This window comes from Okeania sp. SIO3I5, assembly GCF_010672085.1.
In the GTDB taxonomy this organism is placed as follows: Bacteria; Cyanobacteriota; Cyanobacteriia; order Cyanobacteriales; family Microcoleaceae; genus Trichodesmium.
This window is the reverse complement of the sequence record NZ_JAAHHT010000107.1, coordinates 7,043-29,936: the sequence shown is the minus strand read 5'-3', so window position 1 is coordinate 29,936 and position 22,894 is coordinate 7,043. Positions and strand designations below refer to the sequence as shown.

The window sequence follows — 22,894 nt, the reverse complement described above, 5'->3', positions numbered from 1 at the left end:
AAAACCCAACGGTTTAATGGTTGGCGAGACAGTGATTCCTTGAGGGTCGGCAGTTGCTTGTAAGATATCTTCCACCTGCGAAGGTTTCAGATTGGGATTTGCAGATAGCATCAAAGCTGCAACACCAGCAACATGAGGTGTTGCCGTAGATGTACCCTGTTTGGGCACATAGCCACTTTTGTCAACTGCTAATGGTACGGCAGACTTGATGCCAACACCAGGAGCAACCACAAAGGAGTATGGATTGTCCCTGGCGCTGGAATTTGCAGGATTTGAGAAATATGCAACTTTCCGACTGCTATCTACAGCACCTACAGCAGTACCAAAAGATTCTTTAGAGCCGAATGCTGTCTCAAAAGATTCTTTGGCGTGCCTAGCTGGGAAACTAGGTTGAGTAAAGTAATAAGGGGCATCTTTTTGGTTCCCTGATGCCATGAATACAGCAATACCAGCTTCTCTGGCTTCTTGAAGTGCTTTTTTAGTTGCAGGATCTTGAGTATCTTTGGTGCTAAAACTAATGTTAATGATGTCAGCCCCATTTTTTATTGCATACCTGATAGCGCTAGCAACTCTTTGCTCCCCTTTCCCCTCCCCTGTTACTCTTAAAGGCATAATCTCAGCCCATGGTGCTGTCTTAAGAATAATTCCAGCAACATGAGTGCCATGACCTTTACCATTAGAAGTCGCAGTTCCTTCATCCCATGGTTGAGAGTCAATTATGTCACCTCCTTTTACTTTTCCATTGACAACAAAAAAACCACCCACATTTGTAAACAAACCATCCCCATCCCCATCAACTGAGTTCACAAAGTCAAAACCATTTCGGTCATCAATATAACCGTTATTATCATCATCCTTATTATTCCCGTAAATTTCATCAGAATTAACCCACAAGTTTCCCTTAATATCTTGATGATTGTTATCAACCCCTCTATCCAATACGGCGACTGTTACGCCTTGTCCTTCGTAACCTTGATGCCAAACTTCGGGAACATTAATCAATTCGCGAGGCCAAAAATCATCGCCTCCTTTGTTAGGGACATCGGGAAAAGTAGGTTCATTAGCTGCTCTAGCAACGGCAGCAGCAGCATCAATTAAACCGTAACCATAATCTTTGTTAAAACCATCTGGCTGTCCGAATATGCTGAGGGTAAAGTCAGTTTTTGCGTTTTTATACGGATACACGCGAACTAAATAATCACCTGCTGGTAAATTTCGTAGAGAAATCAGTTCTTCCTCAGTATTCCAATTATGACTCCTACTAATTACTTCACCAGTATCATAGCGACCGTTGTTGTTGCTGTCTCGGATTAATTGTAAATCGGCATCATCTTGCAATCGAGCCAAACGAACCTCTAATTCCGTAGGTCGATCGAGAGTAAATTTAACTGTATAATCGCGAATCAAGCCGTCAACACGACCGCCCATTATTTCCGATTGCCTCAAATCTAGACTACCTAAATCTCGTTCGTTAACGCGAATTGCCGAAAAACCAGGCAAAGTACCTACTAGACTTCTTCTTTGAACTTCTTCCTCAATAGGCTCTTCAAATTCCGCAACCTCACCTGCTTTCTGAGTAATCAAGTCTAACTTATAATTAGTCTCCCCATCATAAGCAGAGACTCGGACAAAATATTCACCTTTACTTAAATTACGCAGTGCTAGAGATTGTACTTTAAAGTCTATCTCGTCCGATATTTCTGCAAGCTCATCATCATCAAGCTCCAGAGCGAAAGATTCCACAGATTCTATAACCTCGCTTTCATCAACTATTCCATTACCGTTACTGTCTAGAATTAACTGCAAATCGACTTGTCCATTCAATCCCTCAAGTCTAATTTGCACATCCCTTTCTTCCGTCAAGTTAATCCGGTAGAAGTCGTCGATATCTTCAACCCCGACATAATCTTTCACCGCACTAAAGTTATTGCCGACATCCCCTAAATCCCGCGCTTCTACTAAATTATTACCTGCCTTGTCTTCAGGCAAACCTTTAACTGCTTTCGTCTCCAAGTCCAGAGTATAGTTGCTATCTCCTTCTAATTGGGAAACCTGGATAACGTAATCCCCTGCTGCTAGATTATCGAAAGCGATTTGGATTTTATTTGTTTCTGTGGAGTCAGCGATCGCTATACTCTCATCAAAAGAAACAATCCCATCTCCATCTAAATCCTGACCTAATTCCACTATCACATCAGCTTCGATATTTTTCAGCTCCAAACTAAATTTCCTGGGGTCTTCTAAACTGAAACGATAAAAGTCATCAGTATCCAGATTTCCCACAAAATCCTTAATAGAATCAACTTTACCGGAAATTACTCCTAAATCTTTCGCTTCTGATACAGTATTACCCGCCTTATCTTTAGGCACTTTCTTAACCTCTTCCACAGATAAATCTAAGTTGTATTCAGTTTCTCCCTCAAACTGCCTGACTATGACAAAATAATCCCCTGATGGCAGGTCAACATTAATGTTTTCTGCGCTACTTCCCTCTTGGTCTGAGATTTCCATCAAATCTTCAAGATCGATGATGCCGTTTTCGTTACCATCCTGCCCCAACAAAATGTCTGCATCCGCACTCAAACCATTGAGTTTAATATCTAAATTGGATTCTGCATCCAGATTAAATCGATAAACTTCTATAGGATTTTCATCATTAATTTCACCTGTTATATTTTTGCTCTCTGCAATGACTCCCAAATCTTCATATCCATCTAAATTCAACTCCGGTGGTGTCTCATTCTCATCCACAGGTTCGCTGACTGACAAATTCAGATTATAATCTGTATTGCCTTCTTCTTGCCAAACCCGGAGATAATAATTTCCCCCTGGTAGCAAAGTATTAATTTGCTCATCTGCGTTACCTTCCACAGTGGAAAATTCTAGCAATTCTTCCGGGTCAAATTTGCCATTACCATTGCTGTCTTGGAATAATTCCACACTAGCATCGTTGTTTAGCTCATCTAACAACAGGTTAAAATTCAACTCTTTTTGCAGTCTAAAACGGTAGAGTTGCTCGGATTTTGCTTCTTTCAAAGAACCCTCAACAGTTTTTTCATTCCGCAACAAACCGAGATTGCGAGCAGCTTTTAACTTAGTTTCGATACCGATATCCTCTACTTCTATAGTAAAGTTTTCGTCGCTGATATCGTTAACATTCAAATCTAAATTTTCAATAGAAATCTGGTAATCTTCCCCTCCCTCCAAATAGATAGGTACTTCCCAAGCATAACTACCTTGGTTATTGGGAACCTCTGTAGCAATAATATCCTCTAGCACCCCATCCTTATAGAGATTAATATCAATTTTGCCATCAATATTTCCTTCCCAGTTAATATCAACCCTACTTTCAGTTTCGATAGTTTCTCCCCCATTAGGAGTAGTAACAGTCAGATAATCTCCCCGTAAAATGGTAAAGTTTTCATCACTACCGTCAGCAATACTCTGATCGTTAACATTGGAAATAAGTATTTGATAATCTTCTCCAGCAACCAAACTGCGGGGTACATCCCAAAGGAAACTGCCATCGTTAGGGGTATCGATCGCAATACTTTCTACCCACTCGCTATCTTGAAATAGCTCAATATGGACATTATCGGTAATATCGCTTTCCCATTTCAGTTCCACTTCACGGCCAGGTTTAATTTTTTCCCCACCATTAGGAGTCGTAACAGTAAGATTTTCTTCTGGTTCTACAATTTCCAAATCGAAAGTATAATCAGCATTTTTTATGCTCTTGTTTCTCGGTTGCACCCGAAAATAATAAGTAGTATCGGGTTCGAGAGTCGCAGTTATCTCTTCATCCCGCTTACCCCCATTTCTCGACTTGTCAATTACTTTACCTTTTTCAGGTTCTAAATAAAAATCTGCATTTGCCGTCAAATCTGTTAGTCTGGCAACTATTTCCGTTTCTTCTTTTACTGTTAATTTGTAATAGTCTCGGCGATCGCTCTTTCCTACAGACTCTTCAATATTAAAACCATCAGTCAAAGTTACAATCTCAAAAGCCTTTCCTTTGCTATTTCCTGGCTCGACAGATGCAGATTCTACAATTTCCAAATCAAGATTATAATTGGCATTTTTTATCCTATTGTTCCTCGGTTGTACCCGTAAATAATAAGTAGTATCGGGTTCCAGAGTAGCCTTTATTGCTTCATCCTGCTTACCGCCATTTTTCGAGAAGTCTATTACCTTACCTTTTTGGGGTAACAAATACACATCTGCATTTGCCGTCAAACCAGTTAACTTAATCTCTACTTCGGTCTGTTCTTCTACTGTTAATTTGTAAAAGTCTCGTTTATCTTTCTTTCCTACAGACTCATCAATATTAAAACCATCAGTCAAACTCCCAATATCATAAGCTTTTCCTTTGTTGTTTCCAGGATCAGAACTTTTGCCATTGCGCCGTTGTATACCACCTGTAAGCAGTTCGTCTTCAGTATTGACGTTAACCTCCGCTTTACCTAAAAGTTCCTCTTCTCGTTCCGAACTCAAGCTGCTGCTCCGATGGATAGCTTCTGGGGAGTCTGATGCCAAGATTATTTGATCGTCGCTGGAAGTTGAGACGACAATTGTTTCTTGGTTACTCTCGGCGCTAAATGTTTCTAAATCTTGGGAGTCGGTATTTTCACTTTCTAGAAAAGGTACGAATAAATTTTCGCTTTGAGAGTTTGGTACTAAGGAATTTTCAAACATAGTAATAACTTCCTCCAACAATTAACAAATATAACTTTTATGGGAGCGATCGCTCTCACCACTGAGCATATCTACTTATTAGCCTAAACTATTGCCTTTTAGAGATAATATCATGTCCGGTAGCATCGGTATTGTATAGAGTAAGGTAAGGAAGAAGTAGGGGCGATTCGCTTGCTCGCCTCTACAAGAGAAGGAAAAACTTTATATGACGGTAGATATTTCCCCAACTTTTACACAAACGATACCAACGGACATGATATAAGAGGATGTTTGAAAAGTATGAATTTTGATTTAGATCCCCCCTAGCCCCCCTTTTCAAGGGGGGAAATACAAGGTCAAGTCCCCCTTATTAAGGGGGATTTAGGGGGATCGATGACTTCTCAAACAACTTCTAATTAAGTTTATTTACCTATAAATTTTGAGCGGAATATCCGTATAGATGTTACCACTCTAAATCAAAAAAAATAAATCTATTGGTAAAATCTTAAGTTTTGATTTTTTTTCTGAGGAAAAAAACACTTTTCAGTAGGGAGTTCAGCAGGATTATTAATGGAATTAAGGAAAAAAATCACCTTAAAATTGTGCTGTTTAATAATTCAATAAATTCTTTAATAAAGTTAATATCTTTGAGCAGAATTTAGATTGATTATCAAATAATTTAATTGTTGGTGGTCCTGTATATGTAGTGATAAAATCACAGTGAAGCGATCGCTTCATTATCATGATTAATGAAATACCAAATAGCTCCTAGATGGTTTTCTAGCTTTTTAGTGCATGATAAAGTCTTTCTGACCAACCGAGAAATTCTTTGACGTAAAGTATTATTTAATCTTTCTATATAAGCTGTTAAACCTGTTTCCTTCCCGACTGATTTATGTCTTGAATCAGGAAAAACAAGCTCATAAGCTGACCAAAAATCTGTATAACAAACTGCACACTGTCTATAGACACCTGGTAATGAATTCCATAATCCTAATGCCCCTTTTTCTCCTCTTTCCCCTAAGTAGAAACCCACAATTTATGCAAGTTTCTATATCAATCGCTAACCAAAGCCATTGTTTATTATTTTTATTGCCTACAAATGACCACATTTCATCACATTGGATGGTGAGTTTACCTGTTTTTTTTTTAGTACATTTAATAGAGCGTAAAACCTGAGCATACTTCTTATTAACGTAATTCTGGAGCCATTTTTCTGACACACCTGTTACACGGATTATACCAGCCAAACTAATTTTTTCTAGTAATAATTTATCAATAAGTTCTTTGGTTTCATTACTAATATAATCTCTTTGACTATTTTCGACAAATTGTCTCTGACAATTTTGACATTGATATTTTTGTTTTTTGTTGTGAATAGTCCCATTTTTGACAATATGATTACTGCCACAACTAGGACAGATTAATTTATGAATGGACATCTGAATTATATAAATTTTTCCTTATTACTGTCATAGATAATAGCATACTTTTTTCATGATAGTTGAGCTTAATTCCTGATAGTTTTATGACTGATTATTATGTAGCGATCGCCTAGATAAAATTTTTAAATTATTAAGTCTAAAAAACTTAATGTTTTCAAGATTAATGTCAAGAAATAATCATTTATATTGGCTTATCACTACATATACAGGACCACCTAATTGTTTTTAATTATTATTGAGATTTTAATAATTACAGGACTTACGCTCCAAGCGCCATATCTAGTAGGGGCGATTTCCTACGGACTGCTCCTAATTACGCGAATCGCCCCTACAGATAGCGCATAATTTAATAATTTGCGTAAGTCCTGATGATATTAAAAGTTGCTTGGGTCAGGAATATAAACCCGGTTTCTTGGAGATTTTGATCGCTCTCGACTCCTAAACTGGTTTACCCAGAAAGCTCTAAGGCTGAATCCTAAAATCTGTAGCACCAATATCTGGTGCAAGGTCTAATTTTGCAAACAAACCGCCACTGCCCAAACCGGGTTTGTTACCATTGGCGTTATAGAAAAGTTCTCCAGTATTCTGGTTGTAAACAATAAATCCTGTGCTGCTAGCAACGTCGGCCTCGTCGTCAACAACTGCAAATTCTGATTTGACGCTGAAACCTCTGCCTTTACGACTCTTGAGCGCTGTAAACGCGCTTTTGTCAAGAACGATTTTGTCTTCTCCCGATACAAAGTCAGTAATTTCGTCTGTCTCGGTTTGATTGATGTGAGTGAAGATAAAGGAATCTTTGCCGGCGCTTCCAGTTAATACATCTTCCCCTTTACCGCCGTTTAGTTTGTCGTTGCCGTTGCCCCCAGTTAGGGTGTCGTTGCCGTCGTTTCCTGTAAGGACGTCGTTACCGCCGAGACCGTCGATAATATCCTCCCCTTTGCTGCCTCTAAGTCTGTTGTTTTTATCGTTACCTGTTTTAATCAAAGGACCGCTTTCTTGACTCAAGTTGCTGAGAATGTCAGTTCCATTTAAGCCGTCAACTGTTTCAATGAAACCTTTACCTTTCTCTTTGCCAGATTGGGTGAAGAAATTTTTGATGGTTAGGTCTTGTTTTCCGGTAAATTTTCCATCGTAGTTAATATCTATGACTAAATTTTTACCAACTCGCCCTAAGTCGGAGATAAATAGGTTGATTTCAGTTAAGTCTAGGGTGTCGTTGCCAGCAGAATCTATAATTTTACTACCTGCTGCGGTTTTGGAATCAAGTTCGTAGGTGTCGTTGCCACCACCACCGTTGAGAATATCGAGACCCCCACCACCTTTGAGGGTATCGTTGCCACTACCACCGATGAGTTTGTCTTTACCAATACCACCGTCGAGAACATCGTTACCTGCGTTTCCTTGCAGTTTGTCGTTACCATCTCCCCCTACCAAGGTATCGTTGCCACCCCTACCAATAATAATATCGTTACCTGCTTTACCGTCGAGGTAGTCATCTTTTTTTGTGCCGTTGAGTCTGTTGTTCCTTTTGTTTCCAGTTTTGGTAACGCTATTATTGTTAATTGTTGCCAAAATCTCCTCACCGGAAAGATTGCCGATCGCTTCGATAAAACCTTCACCAGGACTTTCTCCAGATTTGCTCGCGAAGTCTTTGATGGTGATGTCTTTAGACTTGGTGGCTTTTCCGTCTTTATTGATGTCTATTATTAAGTCGGTGCCGTTTTGCTGGAAACCAATTTTCCCTTTAGCTAAACTGTTGAGTGTCAGGGTGACTCCTGTTAATTCCAGGGTGTCTGTGCCACCGTTGTCTTCTATTTGAGTACCCTTTGCATTCTTAATTTCTAGTTGATAAACGTCGTCTCCCGTACCACCTTGGAGAATATCTGCTCCACCATTTCCGGTAAGGGTATCGTTGCCATCTCCTCCTGTTAGTTGGTTTTTGCCTGGGTTGCCTTGGAGGTTGTCGTCAAATCTGGAACCGATGACGTTTTCGATGTTTTTCAGAGTATCTTTGTTGCCAGATTCATCCGTAGCACTTTCGGTTTTCAGGTTGACTGTCACGGAGGCGATCGCTTCTTGGTAGTCAGCTACATCTTCTCCATCGCCTCCATTGAGCAAGTCTTCCCCGCTACCACCATCCAGAGTGTCGTTGCCATCACCTCCTTCCAGGGTATCGTTACCCAAATCTCCTGTTAGGAGGTCATCTCCTGGCAAACCTTGGATGAGGTCATCGTTGAAAGTGCCTGGGAGAGTATTTTTTTCGTCGTCTCCCACAATAGGTGGGTTTTCTTCGCTGCTCTCAATGATTTCTAATTCTGAGGGGTCAAAGTCTGCATCGGTAACAGTAAATTCACCCGTAACTGCTTCGCTTTCTTTGCCACCTTTGTCGAGAGCGATCGCTTTTAATTGATATGCACCAGCAGCTAATCCCTCTATTTCATGGTTAAAGGTGGCACCGCTACCGCTGCTGGAGATAAATTCTGTGACTTCACCTACTTTTATTTCTTCACCACCCTCTTGTTGCAGGTAAAATTCCACTTTGTCTAAATCTTGAATGCCGTCTTTGTCATCCACGGTGACATCCTGGAAGCGCACTGGTTCGCCAAATTCATAATTTTTCTTGGTGGTTTTTAAGGTTAACTCCGGTGCTTGACTGGGAGGTTCGATAGTAAATTCGACAATAGTGCTGTCGCTGGTGGCAGCAGATTTATCGTAGGCAATGGCTTTTAGTTCATAGTTACCTGGTGCTAAGTCTGTTATTTGGTGGTTAAAGCTGGCGATGTTGTCATCTTGAGTGGCTGTAAATTCTGTGGCATCCCCCACGTCTTGCCATTCACCACCATCTATTTTGACTTGGAAGTTGACTATAGATAAGTCTTCCGTTCCTTCCTCATCATAGACTTGGGCATTTTGCAATTCAATAGTTTCACCAAATTGGTAGGCTTCTTTGGTGGTGGTTAACTGCAAGTCTGTGGGGGCAGTGTTGGGGATGGGTTCGGGAGCTTTTGGTTGTTTGAAGACTTCGAGCTTGTCTCCTCCAGCACTGTAGATATTGTTTCCATCTGGGCTGACTGTGAGTGATTCTCCTGATGTACTCTCTGTTTTTACAAAGGTCAATTTACCAGTTTCAGAATCGCGGGTAAAAACTACAAGAGTATTATCGAAACTTCCTGTGGCATAAACATAGTGACCATCCGAACTCATCGTAACTGACGTAACTAAACGCAAGCCGTTTTCGTTTGTGAAGTCCCACTTTTCTACTTCTACAAAAGTTAACTTTCCTGTACTAGAATCGCGACTAAATACTGCTAAAGCAGCATCCCTTTCTCCTGTAGCATAAACGTGTTTACCATCAGGACTGACAATTACTGAGTTAGCTTCATCTAGACCGTCAACACCCTCTTTATTGTCTTCTTTTGTTTCTACGAAAGTTAACGCCCCTGTTTGGGTATCGCGACTGAAAACAGTTAGAGCATTACTATTTTCAGCAGTTGCATAAATATGTTTGCCATCTGGACTTACTGTTACTGAATTAGGCCATTTTAAGCCCTGAACGCCATTTTCCCCTTCTTCTTGTTTTTCGACAAAGGTCAATTTTCCTGTTTTGGGGTCGCGATTAAATACAGCAATCGCATAATCGCTTGCCCCTGCTGCATAAACACTTTTGCCATCGGGGCTGAGAGTTACTGCTTGAGGATAGTCCAAACCATCTACTCCATTTTTACCATCCTTATGTACTTCTACAAAAGTCAAGACTCCATTAGCATTACGACTAAATACTGCGAGCGCATCTTCCTCCTGTCCGGCAGCATAAATGTGCTTGCCGTCTTCACTAATAGCAATAGATTCAACCCACTCAAGACCAGCTACAGCATCGTCTCCTTCTTCTTTTCTTTCTACCAGACTCAAGGCTCCCGTTTTGTCATCGCGACTGAATACTGCTATAGAGTCTTTCTCGGTTACAGTGACGTATTTGCTATTGGCACTAACTGCCATCGATCTTTGCCCCTGAACGTATAGCGTGTTGCCTTCTTCTTGATATTTTTGGCTTTCGACAAAGGTCAATTCTCCTGTCTCGGGGTTACGATTGTACACTACGATCGCATCCCCAGAAGAACTATCAGCATATACACTTTTTCCATCTGGACTAATGGTTATGGATTCGACAGCACCAGCGTTATCGTTATTGTGTATCTCCTCGAAGTTTAAGGCTCCCGTTTCACTGTTCCGAGTGAATACTGCCACATCGAAACCATAGTCTCCAGCAGCATAGACATTTTTTCCATCTGGACTAACAACTATTTCATGGAATACATCAAAACGGGGATTGTAGGGTTCATCATTTCCATTATTTTTTACTTCTTGAAAAGTTACAACTCCTGTATCGGGGTTACGATTAAATACTGCAATTCGATCCACAGCACCATTACCAGCAAAGTTATATGGAGTTGAAGCATAGATATTTTTTCCGTCTGGACTAACAGTTACTGAGTTAGGAAAAGGATGATTACTATCTTGTTGTACCTCTTGAAAGGTTAATTTTCCCGTGCTGAGGTCGCGGTTGAATAGGGCGATGGAACTGTTTAATTCTCCAACAACATAGATACCTTTTCCATCTGGACTTACTGTTATTGATTGATAGTTACCCAGATGTGTTTCGAGAAAAGTTAACCTTCCTGTATTTGGATCGCGATTGAATGCTGCGATTGAGTTACTACCGACAAAATAAATACTTTTTCCATCTGGACTGATAGCTAGAGATTTTGGTGCTACCAGACCATCAACTCCATTTTCTCCTTGCTTGTGTACTTCTATAAAGGTTAATTTTCCTGTGTCTGGGTCTTGACTGAAAACGGCGATCGCCTCATCACTGTATCCAGTAGCATAAACATTCTTACCATCTGGACTTGCTAAGACTAAATTAGCTCCCCCTAACCCATCAACACCGTCACTCTGTTCTTGCTTTTGTAAAAACGTTAACGCCCCCGTCTCAGGATCGCGATTGAATGCCCCAATGGCACTGTCAAATTTCCCAGAGACATAGACGTTTTTGCCGTCAGGACTAACAATTGGAGACCTAACCCCTTTAAGAACGTCAACAACATTTTCACCCTCTTTTTGCTCCTCTACCAGCTCTAACTCTGGAGTGGAGTTCAAAACAACAAAGGAAAACTCTCTTGACGGACTTGCTGCCCCGGCGCGATCGTAAACTGTTGCCTTCAATTTATAGCTACCTTCGTCTAAACCTTTGAGGTCATAATTAAAACTAACTCCTGCCGGACGTTTAGTTCTGATTAGCTCGATTTCTTCCGACTTGCCATCATCTTTTTGTAGTTCAAATCTCACCCTGTCTAAATCTTCATCGCCATCAGGATCTAGCACTCCAATATCAATTTCTACCGTCTCTCCCACGGAATATTTAGTGGTTTTGTTATCGAAAAACGGCTCCATAGGAGGAAAATTCTCGGCCAACAGGAAACTTACTTCTACTGTCTCGCTCTGATTTCCAGACTTGTCGTAAGCAGTTCCTTTTAAGGTATAATTTCCTTCTTCTAAACCGTTGAGATTAAATTGATAATCAAACTCAACAAAGGGAGTATTTTTATCAAATTCCGGGTCTGGTGTAAAATTAGTCGCGTCCTTAATATCCTGCCATTCACCCCCTTCTTTTTTCAGCCAAAAATCGACTTTTTCTAAATCTTTCGCCCCCCCAATATCATAAACATCTGGTTTACTGGTGACTTCCCCAAAACTGAAAGCATCTCCCGTCAATTGTAAGACTTCACTAGGCTGATAATTTTCCTTGTGGGTGTAGAATCTCAACCATTTTGGCGTGGGGTCTCCTACTACAAAGTCGCTGGTGAAAAGATCGACATTAACAGAATCATCCTGTGCATAACCGTATAGTGTATAACTACCAGGATTGATGTTGAGATTGCTTAAGTCGATTTCATAGCTAAACTCGCCCCAACGACCATCATTTTTATCCTCCTGAAATTCGGTAACTTTCTGAGTTAATTCCTGAGAGTAAGATTCCTCTTTTTCGCGATCGTAGCCTTTAATCTCAAAACTAATTTCAGTTAAATCATCAACACCATTACTATCGTATACTCGCCCATTCGTCAGTTTGATAACTTCATCAGAACCATAGCTACTTTGATCTAGTTCCCACTGCAAGTCTTGGGGAGGAATGTTGGCATTTCCCACTAAAAATTCGGTTTCAAAGTTTTTGCTAGCAGCGCCAGACTTGTCATAAGCTCTCCCCTGTAAAGTGTAGTATCCTGCTTCTAAATCTGTTAATTCAAAGTTGAAATTGCCAATTAGTTTATTATTAGCATCAGCGGTAAAACTGATAACATCTTCTATGTCTTCAAACGAACCCGAATCTTCGAGAATATCTTCGATATTTTTTTTCAGCCAGAAATCAACTCGGTCTAAGTCTGCAACTCCATTTTGATCAGAAACGCTAGCATTTTTGAGTTTAACAGTTTCACCAAGATCGTAGTTAAATTTCGTAGTGCTAAACTGTAATGATTTCGGACCAAAATCTCCTAAAAAATCTTCCTCCCTAATATCTTCCACTCCAACTAACAAAGCTATAATATCCCCTGTCTCAGAACTAGAAATCCTGGCATTGCCAGCTATTCGCTCGATTATTAAGTCATCAAATTTAGCCTGCCCTTGTAAGTCGAGAAAATCTTCACCTGGTTTGAAGTCGTCAATAACGTCAAAGTGTAGACCTTCAGTTAACAAGGATCGCTCCTCGAAACTGCTAATTTTGCCGATACCTTGGTCTACATTCAACAAGAATAGATCGCTTCCCGCGCCACCTGTTAATTTATTAGTACCAGTACCGCCAGAAATAACATCATCACCTGCATCTGCCAGTATAACATCATCTCCAGCACCGCCTTCAAGTTGGTCATCGCCTTTACCTCCAGTTATTTTATCCTTATCCTTTCCACCGACAACAGTATCATTACCATCACCTGCTAAAAGATAATTTTCTCCTGTTGGATCGGTAATTTTGTCATTACCCGCACCTCCAGAAACAGTATCGTCACCCGCATCTCCAGACAGAGTATCATCACCAGTTTCTCCACCTAGTAAGTCGTTACCACCTTGTCCCGATAAGTAATCGTCGCCTTCTCCACCTAACAACTTGTCATTACCAAAACCACCTTTAATGTAATCTTTGCCAGAATCACCTTCTATAATGTCATCGTCCTTTCCACCATCAAGTTCGTCATCACCATCATTTCCAAAAATCGTATCCTTACCAGCATCTCCAGAGATACTATCATTACCACCGTTTCCGCTTAAAGCGTCGTCTCCCTCGCCACCAAATAATTCATCCTCACCAGCACCTCCAGCTAAGAGATCGCCTCCCTCGCCACCAAATAATTTATCCTCACCGAGACCTCCGATTAAAGTGTCGTTACCCGCTTCCCCATAAAGCTCGTTATTACCCTTACCAGGACTTTTAATTTCTACACTATCGTTACCCGCGCCTCCAGAAAGTTTGTTATTCCCTGTGGTAGCATAGATTTCATCATCTCCCGTACCCCCTTTAGCAGTATCATTTCCAGCACCAGCATACAATTTATCCTGACCCTCATCGCCAGAGATATCGTCGTTGCCAGCATTCCCAGAAATCCAATCATCTCCAGTACCACCAGAGAGAATATCGTTTCCATCCCCGCCAAATAAATCGTCCTTACCATCACCCCCATCAAGGGTATCTTCTCCTTCTTCTCCCACAAGTTGATCGTCGTTTGCACCCCCCTGTAAATTATCGTTACCGACACCACCTCCCAAAATATCATTTCCTGCATCACCCGAAAGTTCGTCATCCCCTTCCCCTCCCGAAACTATATCGTTACCAATACCGCCCGATAATTTATCCTTTCCTTTTTCTCCTTGCAGAGTGTCGTTCCCCGCTTCTCCCAAAAGTTCGTCGTCATCTTCTCCTCCTGACATCTTATCATTACCCTCACCACCGAATAATTTATCCTTCCCTTCCCCTCCTATAATTTCGTCATTTCCAGCATCTCCCAAGAGGCGATCGCTTCCCTTACCACCATAAATCAAATCATTACCATCGTTACCCCTGACACTATCCTCACCGTCGTTTCCGAACAAAACATCTGCCCCTGCATCTCCCGATACGCGATCGTTACCCGGACCGCCAGAAAGATTATCATCATCGGTACCGCCAGAAATAGTATCCGCACCAGCACCACCATAAATTCGGTCTTTACCACTACCTCCTTTAATATCTGCTGGTGCTAAAACATCATCCGTAATTTCAATTTGATCGTCACCCTTATCTGCGTCAGCGACAATTTTACCGATACCGCTATAATTCTTGACGATATTGAATCCAGCAATACTTAAAGTTTCATTTCCCGCTTTTCCAGAAATAGAATCCACCAAAAATATTTCATTGCCATCCGTGGTATTAACCTCTTGACGCGCTGCCGCTTTAGTACCGATATTAAGTTGCAATCGTCCGCCACTTAATTTCTGTCCCAGTTTAATATCGGGGGCGGCGGCCTCCTCAAAAGTCCAGAGTACCTGCTCACCTAGACCATATTCTTCTTTCTCGTCAAGGTACTTGTACCAAGCATAAACACCTGCTTTCAGTTCGCCACTGACATCGAAGAGGGATTCGAGTTGGAGTTCGTTAAGTCTTACCTTACCATCGTTATTGGGGTCGAAAAGATTGAAATCTACCTGGCCGCTGATACGACCTTTCACCCCACCTTTAACAAGTATCGCATCTGCACTACCACCTAATGAAATACTGGCATTGAGGTTAGCTTCGGGAACATCAGCACCCGTACCATTTGCTTTTGCCCGATCGCTCACATAAAAACCCTGGAAAATATCCGAGACGCGATCGCTCTTCAAGTATTTCTGCAACCCATAAGTATCATAACCAAAACCCAAAGGATTAAGCGTTGCCCCTAAACTACCGCCAAAATCAATACCCAAAGGTCCGAATTTAGGGAAATATAAAGGGAAAAATTTGTCAAATCCCAGGCTAAAATTTAGTTTAGGCATTTGATAGGTAAATAACTCTGCCTCTTGCCCCAAGAGCAATTTAAAAGCCACCGAAGGGTCGGTTAAAATTGGCAGCTCTAAACCCGCTCCTTTAGTGGTCTTGAGTTTGCTGACAAAGCTACTCGCATTAGTGCCTTTTAGTTGTTGGTTAGCAGGGATAGGTTCGGTAACATGAGTAATACTATCAAAAGGCAACTTAGCCAAATTAACATTAGGTTTGCTCAGGTCAACTTTACTCAGATTCAACCTTCCCAAATCTATTTCCAGTTTATTTGTGTTAGTGGGAATGCTATTAACTAAGTCGATCAGTTTACCCAGTTCCTCAGCAGCCTCAATTACTTCGTCGTACTCGTTCTTTGGATCTAATTTCTTGGCGAAATCTATGAGAGTGATTTTGCCATCTTTATTCTCATCATAAAACCTTTTTACTGGCTCGAAAAAAGAGCTAGAAAAACCAGGAATGGGTCTTTGCAATAGATCGATAAAAGGTTGAATAGGTTTAGTAACTTTCTGAACTTCACCCAAAACGGGAGTCACAAAACTATCAAACAAACTCCCCATATTGAGACTTACATTATTAAATTCCACATTAGGAACTTCATTAGGTTTATCTAAAGACCAATCAATATTCAAATCGGAATTAATTGAAGGTAAAACCGCAGATTTATTTAAGTTACTTTCAAGTTTCAGATTAATATCCACACCACCAGTAATATCTGCATCTATCAACTTTTCAGATTTGACAGACGAAATTTCTTTAGCAAAGAGTTTGCCTCCAGAGTCTTGTAGATCGATAGTAAAAGATGTGCCTATTTTAGACGGATTTTTCGCATCATCTTGAACCTGAAAATTCAAAAATCCCAGTTCAGCATCTGCATTAAAATCGGGAATTTTAGCATTCAAACCAATTTCTAATTCATCTTTACTAGAAGTATCAAAGTAAAATCCATTAGTATAATTTACCCCAAAATTTAAGTCAAATTCATAATCCAAACCAACTTCAGCTTTACCATCAACATCCAAACCCAATCCCGGCACGCCCAAACTGCTATCTATATCTGTTTTAAAGCTATTATCGCCACCTAATTGAATTTTAAATTTAACATCTTTAGGAGTTTCCACAACTTGAATATCACTTTTCAAGATATCCAACCCTTTTTTACCCAAAGCTTCTGTCAAAACCTTTTTAATTTCAGTAGCACTTTGCTCCCTAGCACTGTCAAATTCTGACTCAATTTTTTTGATAATTTCTTGTTCAATTTTAGCTAGAAATTGAGAGGCATCAATACTGGAAGAACGACGTTGAATACCTGAATTAAATTCATCTCCAACGACAGGTGTATTTTTATAAATTAACTCGTTAACACTCTTATTTAATTCTCCAAAAAAGTCACTAATACCGTTAGTAATGCTGTCTAATAAACCATCTCCTTCATAAGAATTATCAGGTTTTTCTTCCTGACCCGGTTTCCCATCATCAACATCTTCTTCGGGAGAAATAGTCTCGATTATAGATGATAGAGATAATTGGCGATCGCTAAACTTCAAATTTTCAACATTAATTAATTTATCATCCCCATCAGATTTAGTTCCCTTAGTATGTTTAATATTTACAACTTCAACCCCATTTTCTGTTGCTTTAGAGAATTCGTAATTTGCAAATTTGTCAGAAAAAACAGCCGTATCTTTACCTTCACCACCATCAATTAGATCGTTACCACCGTTTCCTTTGAGGGTATCATTACCACCATTTCCTTCTAAAGTATCATTTCCTTGAGTGCCATCTAACAAATTATCATCTTCATTACCTTCATTACCTGTAATGCTTTGACCACCTTGACTAGGCTCTTTTAAACTACGCTCCAAGTGTTCCTTTTGCAGTTCTTCCGACCCATATCTGATTGTTTTGTCTTCATCTGTACTTTTGATTTTACCTAAATATTTATAAATATCCTGACGCTTTGACTCAATAAAACGATTTACATTATCAGCCTCATCCTTCTGCACATTATTGGGGTCATCATATAGGCCAAAATTATCTGATTCTTTATCCCTTCGATTTTGCTGACCATATTCGTGTTTTGCATTGCTATTGTATCGAATCTCATACCATGCTTCTGGGCGATCGCCCTTGTAAAGAGCTGCCGTCAAATTTGGGCCAATGAGTTTTGGAAGATTAAACGCCAGAGAAGCTAAAGTTACCATTTCTCTAGTATTTTCTAGAGCATTATATAATTGATCTGCTTCTGCTATAGCTTTCTTTTTACTAAAATTAAGAGTATTTGGATTTTGCAGATTCGTCACAAACCTTGTTTTTACTGATCTCAGGGCTCTATTTAGAGAAGTCTGGAATAAAGTAAAACCTTGATTATCTTTAATTTCAAAGCTAAATTTGTTTTTTACATCCGACTTTTCTCCTATTTTATACTCTGGTATTAATCCTTGAGCTTTTGCAACTTGACCATTATTAAGATAGTTTAAAACTTTATCTAGGAGTTTCTTATCTTTATCAGTCAATGTTACGCCTATTTCCTTCAAGTCGTTTGTTAAAGTGTCTTTCTTCTCGTATTTCTTTCCATCACTTGTAACAAATATTGCGTATCCCACTCCCAAGGTAGGAATACCTATATGATCTGTGTAGATTCTCGGAACAAATTTTTCATGTTTTTTAATCTTTTCATAGATACTATCTTCAAATTTTTTAAGACCGATTTTATTAAATTTCATCATCATCCCTCCAATAAATTAGTTGTAATCAATTTTACTTTGAGAACTTTATTAGTTAGTATATTTGTCTATTCGTCTCATAAATGCTCACTTTTACGGACAATTAAGTTTATTTACCTATCAGATTCAACTCAGTTTTTTAGGATATTATTCGTATACTTTTTACCATGCTAAACAAAAGAAAATTCGTTGTCAATCCTTTGAGAAAAATTGAAAATTTAGATTTTTTTACCCTCGGATGCAAAAGGCTTTTAAGTGGGGAGTTTGGCAGGATTATTAATTTTATCTAAGCCAGAAGTTTAGCTGAAAATTGTGCTGTTCAATAATTCAATAATTATGCAAAAAAACTATGCAAAAAAATTATGCAAAAAACTTGTTATATCAAATCCGGTAGCATCGGTATAAAAAAGCAGAGAAACCGGGTTTGTATCAAATGCCCTAGAATACTAACCCCGGTTTCTTATAAGACTCTAAAGCAAGCAGATTTGATATTATTTATTGCATAATTTACATTGAGTTTTAAATAGTTAAATAATTTAATATTTATTAATAGTCTTTAATTATTCGGTAGTCCTGCATAGTAATGGTGAGAAGAAATATATTTTTAGTAGTCCTGCATAGTAATTGTAAATAGGATAGTACGGGAGCAAGATGCTCCCACTACCATGTCTCCTAACAAAAATAATTACAATGCACTACCATTACAATGCACCACGACCATATTTTTTAATTTCTTCCCACACTCCCCAGACTTCTCACACTTCCCACACTTCCTACACTCCCCACATTCTCCTTAAACCGGAGCAGTTGCTAACTCTTTTTCTGCTATAATAAATAAAATTTATACCACTTTGAGTTAAAATAAATTCACTTCTTTACTGGAGGACAAGATACAAATTACTCTGGAAATTCCCGATGAGATACTCCAAGGAAAAGGACTAAACGAGAGAGAATGGTTACAGGAAATAGTGATCGCTCTGTTTCAACAAGAATTAATAACTCTCGCTCGTGCTAGCAGAATTGCCCAAATGCACCAAGTTGATTTTCAAAAGTTGATCGGCAGTCGCGGTATCTGCATTCATTACGATGTTGAAAACTTTGAAGAAGATATTCGGCATTTAGAAGAGCGAGGTTGGCTATGATTATTGTCAGCGATACTTCACCTTTATACAATCTACAACTGGTTAATTCTCTATGGTTATTGCGAGAACTTTATACCAGCGAATTGTTACTTTATCCAGCGAGTGAAGTGTTAACAATAGAAAGTAGCGATCGCTCCTCTTCCAGCTACAGTTTCTCCCACTCATTAATGGATAATTAGAGAGTTAGAAAATCTGTAGGGGGCTTTCTGGCATTCGCCCTTATATAGAATCCGGGTAATTAGTTATCATATCGCGCTAGGAGTGAATGGCAGAAAGCTCCTAGTCTTTCATTATCAATTATCCATTGAAAAAAACGCCCCGGTGGTAAAATCAGGGCGTTTCTGGGTTGGGGGACGATTCCTTTTTAGAGCGCTACCCCACCGTAGATCGTTAATCAAGCAAGGATCGAATTACGCTAGAGCAACAAAAACTTTATTATGACCAAAGCCAACAATGTCAGCCTGGCCATCACCATTTACGTCCGCTAGATGACGAGGATATTTGTCTTGACTTACCCATTCTCCTTTGCCAACGGTAAAACCTTTATGGTAGGAGATTTTATAGGAACCAAAAGTACCATCAGCTTGACCTAAAGCAACATAGACCTTACTTTGACCGAAGCCAACAATATCAGCCCGACCATCACCATTTATGTCCGCTAGATGACGAGGATATTTGTCTTGACTTACCCATCCTCCTTTGCCAACGGCAAAACCACGGAAGGCAGTTTTTCCGGAACCAAAAGTACCATCAGCTTTACCTAGAGCAACAGTAACTTCATTATGACCAAAGCCAACAATATCAGCCCTGCCATCACCATTTACGTCCGCTACATGACGAGGATATTTGTTCTGATGTGGCCATCCTCCTTTGCCAACGGTAAAACCACGGAAGGCAGTTTTGCTGGAACCAAAAGTACCATCAGCTTGACCTAGAGCAACAGTAACTTCATTATGACCAAAGCCAACAATATCAGCCCTGCCATCACCATTTACGTCCGCTACATGACGAGGATATTTGTTCTGATTTGGCCACCCTCCTTTGCCAACGGCAAAACCACGGAAGGCAGTTTTTCCGGAACCAAAAGTACCATCAGCTTTACCTAGAGCAACAGTAACTTCATTATGACCAAAGCCAACAATATCAGCCCTGCCATCACCATTTACGTCTGCTACATGACGAGGATATTCCTTCTGATGTGGCCATCCTCCTTTGCCAACGGTAAAACCACGGAAGGCAGTTTTGCTGGAACCAAAAGTACCATCAGCTTGACCTAGAGCAACAGCGACTTTATTATGACCAAAGCCAACAATATCAGCCCTGCCATCACCATTTACGTCCGCTACATGACGAGGATATTCGTTCTGATTTGGCCACCCTCCGTTGTTAACAGTAAAACCTCCATCGAAGGCGATTTTAGCGGAACTAAAACTCAAGGAACCATACATATATTGTAACGCCTTGATATCATAAGGCATCAAGGTATCTGGTTTGAAAAGGTAATTATTGTAAGACATTACAGTATTTTTGCTGTTGTCTTCTGCCTCTGGTAACTGAACGTTCCCGCTGTGAGGATGCTCCAAACCAACAGCGTGACCTAACTCGTGAATCAATGCCTTATAGCCATGAGTTCCTGGATCTCCCTGGAAATTGTTAGTACCGCCACTACCGTCATACTTGAGGTTTAAATGTATATCACCATGTACATCTTTAGCAGTTCCCGTGTTATCACCATCTACCAACGGCGGATAGTATGCGTAGGCATAATCTGGTCCGCTTGATTTCATAACTCGAATGAGACCATAGCTACTAGAGCTATCAGGTACCTCTACAAAATCAACATCCAAAAGAGGTTCGTAAACATGTTCGAGAATATGTCGAACATTTTGCTTCACCTTGTCGCTGACTTCCCCAACATCTTCTTCATTACCGTAATACGGACCCCCATTATTCTTGCTATAGAAACTGTATGTTATTTCCTTAGTTCCCCACTTCACACCTTTTAACAGAGCGTCAATCTGATAGTCTCCAGAATCATATACTGGTGCTTTTGTTTTTGGAAGTATATCTGCTACATAATTATCAGCCCCGAAAAATCCTTGCGAACTTAAGGCAACTGCATCCTCTGCACTGTCAAACTCAGTACCGATAAAATCTTGTTCGCTTCCCAAACCTTCTGTACCGGAAGCAAAATCGCCACTGGCATAATAAGGGGTGTAACTTTTGTCGTTTTCTACGTTGTAATAGCTTTCAAGATAAACTTCCCCTTCTTTAGGAGGTTCTTCAACTACGCTAGATTCAGATACCCTATAGGCAGGAATTAGGTTAAAGCGAGAAACTACGCTAGAGCCAGAAATATAGTATTTACCATTAGCATCAGTTTCGTTATCTTCCTCATTGAAGTCAAAGTAACTACCTACCTGGTAAGTTCCTGTGGGAGCATAAACGTAACCATTGTAGAAGTCTTGGTTTTTCTTGTCTTTATTACCCTTGTAGTAATAGGTAAACTCAAATCGTTCTAAATCAGATTCTATAAATTCAGATGCTGCAATTTCCAATTCGCTTTCCAAACCCTCTGTACCCAAAGCTAAACTGTCCCCGGCATAATCAGGAGTGTAACTTTGGTCGTTTTCTACGTTGTAATAGCTTTCAAGATAAACTACTCCTTCCTGAGCATCTTCTTCAGCAACGCTAGAGTCAGAAATATAGTATTTGCCATTAGCACTAGCTTCGTTGTCTTCCTCATTGAAGTCAAAGTAACTACCTACCTCGTAAGTTCCTTTGGGAGCATAAACGTAGCCCTCGTAGAAGTCTTGGTTTTTCTGATCTTTATTACCCTCGTAGTAATAAGTAAACTCAAATCTTTCCAAATCCGATCCTGGTTTAGTAGCTAATTCCTCCACCTCAAAATTCAGAGTGTAATCTGTATTAACCTTCTTATTTCTTGTCCTGACTTCCAGATAATAAGTCCCCTCTTCCAATGGACTATCAATTAACTCATCTTGTTTACCACCTTTCTTTGATTTATCAATAGGTTTCCCCTCACTCCTATAAAGGTACAAATCTGCATTATCCTCTAAATCGGTTAACTCAATTTTCACCTCTTGTTCTGAGTCAATTTGGAATTTGTAAAAGTCTCGGCGATCGCTCTTGCCTACAGATTCCTCAATATTAAAGTTCTCAGTCAAAGTCCCAATATCAAACGCCTTTCCTTTGCTATTTCCTGGATCGACAGATTCTACAACTTCCAAATCAAGATTATAACCAGCATTTTTGATCCTATTATTTCTCGGTTGCACCCGAAAATAATAAGTACCAGGTTCGAGAGTAGCGCTGATTTCTTCATCCTGCTTACCACCATTTTTAGACTTGTCAATTACTTGACCTTTTTGAGGTTGTAAATAGAAATCTGCATTTGCCGTCAAACCCGTTAATTTGGCAACTATTTCCGTTTGTTCTTCTACTGTTAATTTGTAAAAGTCTCGGCGATCGCTCTTGCCTACAGATTCCTCAATATTAAAGTCCTCAGTCAAAGTCCCAATATCAAACGCCTTTCCTTTGCTATTTCCTGGATCGGCAGATTCTACAACTTCCAAATCAAGATTATAACCAGCATTTTTGATCCTATTATTTCTCGGTTGCACCCGAAAATAATAAGTACCAGGTTCGAGAGTAGCGCTGATTTCTTCATCCTGCTTACCACCATTTTTAGACTTGTCAATTACTTGACCTTTTTGAGGTTGTAAATAGAAATCTGCATTTGCCGTCAAACCCGTTAATTTGGCAACTATTTCCGTTTGTTCTTCTACTGTTAATTTGTAAAAGTCTCGGCGATCGCTC

7 protein-coding genes are annotated in these 22,894 nt (G+C 39.8%); 3 read left to right on the top strand and 4 right to left on the bottom strand.

Annotated elements, in window-relative coordinates; all coding sequences use genetic code 11:
- The 3 genes from F6K40_RS22220 to F6K40_RS22210 form a co-directional block, all read right to left on the bottom strand.
- Positions 1-4,695 (bottom strand): pre-peptidase C-terminal domain-containing protein (locus F6K40_RS22220; RefSeq protein ID WP_293139281.1); only part of this gene is annotated, 4,695 nt, incomplete at its 3' end.
- 694 nt (positions 4,696-5,389) lie between these two features.
- Positions 5,390-6,116 (bottom strand): IS1 family transposase gene (locus tag F6K40_RS22215; protein WP_375340591.1). Its coding sequence is split into 2 segments (ribosomal slippage): positions 5,390-5,713 and positions 5,715-6,116, totalling 726 coding nucleotides; the frame shifts between segments, so codons are not numbered across the junction.
- 465 nt (positions 6,117-6,581) lie between these two features.
- Positions 6,582-17,918, bottom strand: coding sequence for a beta-propeller fold lactonase family protein (locus F6K40_RS22210; RefSeq protein WP_293139280.1), 11,337 nt, complete (start codon positions 17,916-17,918; stop codon positions 6,582-6,584).
- 684 nt (positions 17,919-18,602) lie between these two features.
- Between F6K40_RS22210 and F6K40_RS22205 the strand changes: the two genes are divergently transcribed.
- From F6K40_RS22205 to F6K40_RS22195, 3 genes are read left to right on the top strand one after another with little or no spacing between them, the layout of a single operon-like run.
- A complete protein-coding gene (locus F6K40_RS22205; RefSeq protein ID WP_293139279.1) occupies positions 18,603-18,743 on the top strand; it encodes a hypothetical protein in 141 nt (46 codons plus the stop codon).
- A 47-nt stretch (positions 18,744-18,790) separates the two neighbouring features.
- Complete coding sequence (locus F6K40_RS22200) at positions 18,791-19,054, top strand: UPF0175 family protein (RefSeq protein ID WP_365672395.1); 264 nt, start codon at positions 18,791-18,793, stop codon at positions 19,052-19,054.
- Positions 19,051-19,233: a hypothetical protein gene (locus tag F6K40_RS22195; RefSeq protein ID WP_293139278.1), complete on the top strand. Its 183-nt coding sequence runs from the start codon at positions 19,051-19,053 to the stop codon at positions 19,231-19,233. Before F6K40_RS22200 ends, F6K40_RS22195 begins: the two co-directional genes overlap by 4 nt.
- A 231-nt stretch (positions 19,234-19,464) precedes the next feature.
- Here F6K40_RS22195 and F6K40_RS22190 read toward each other — a convergent pair.
- On the bottom strand, positions 19,465-22,894 hold a 3,430-nt coding region (locus F6K40_RS22190; protein WP_293139277.1), incomplete at its 5' end, for an FG-GAP-like repeat-containing protein.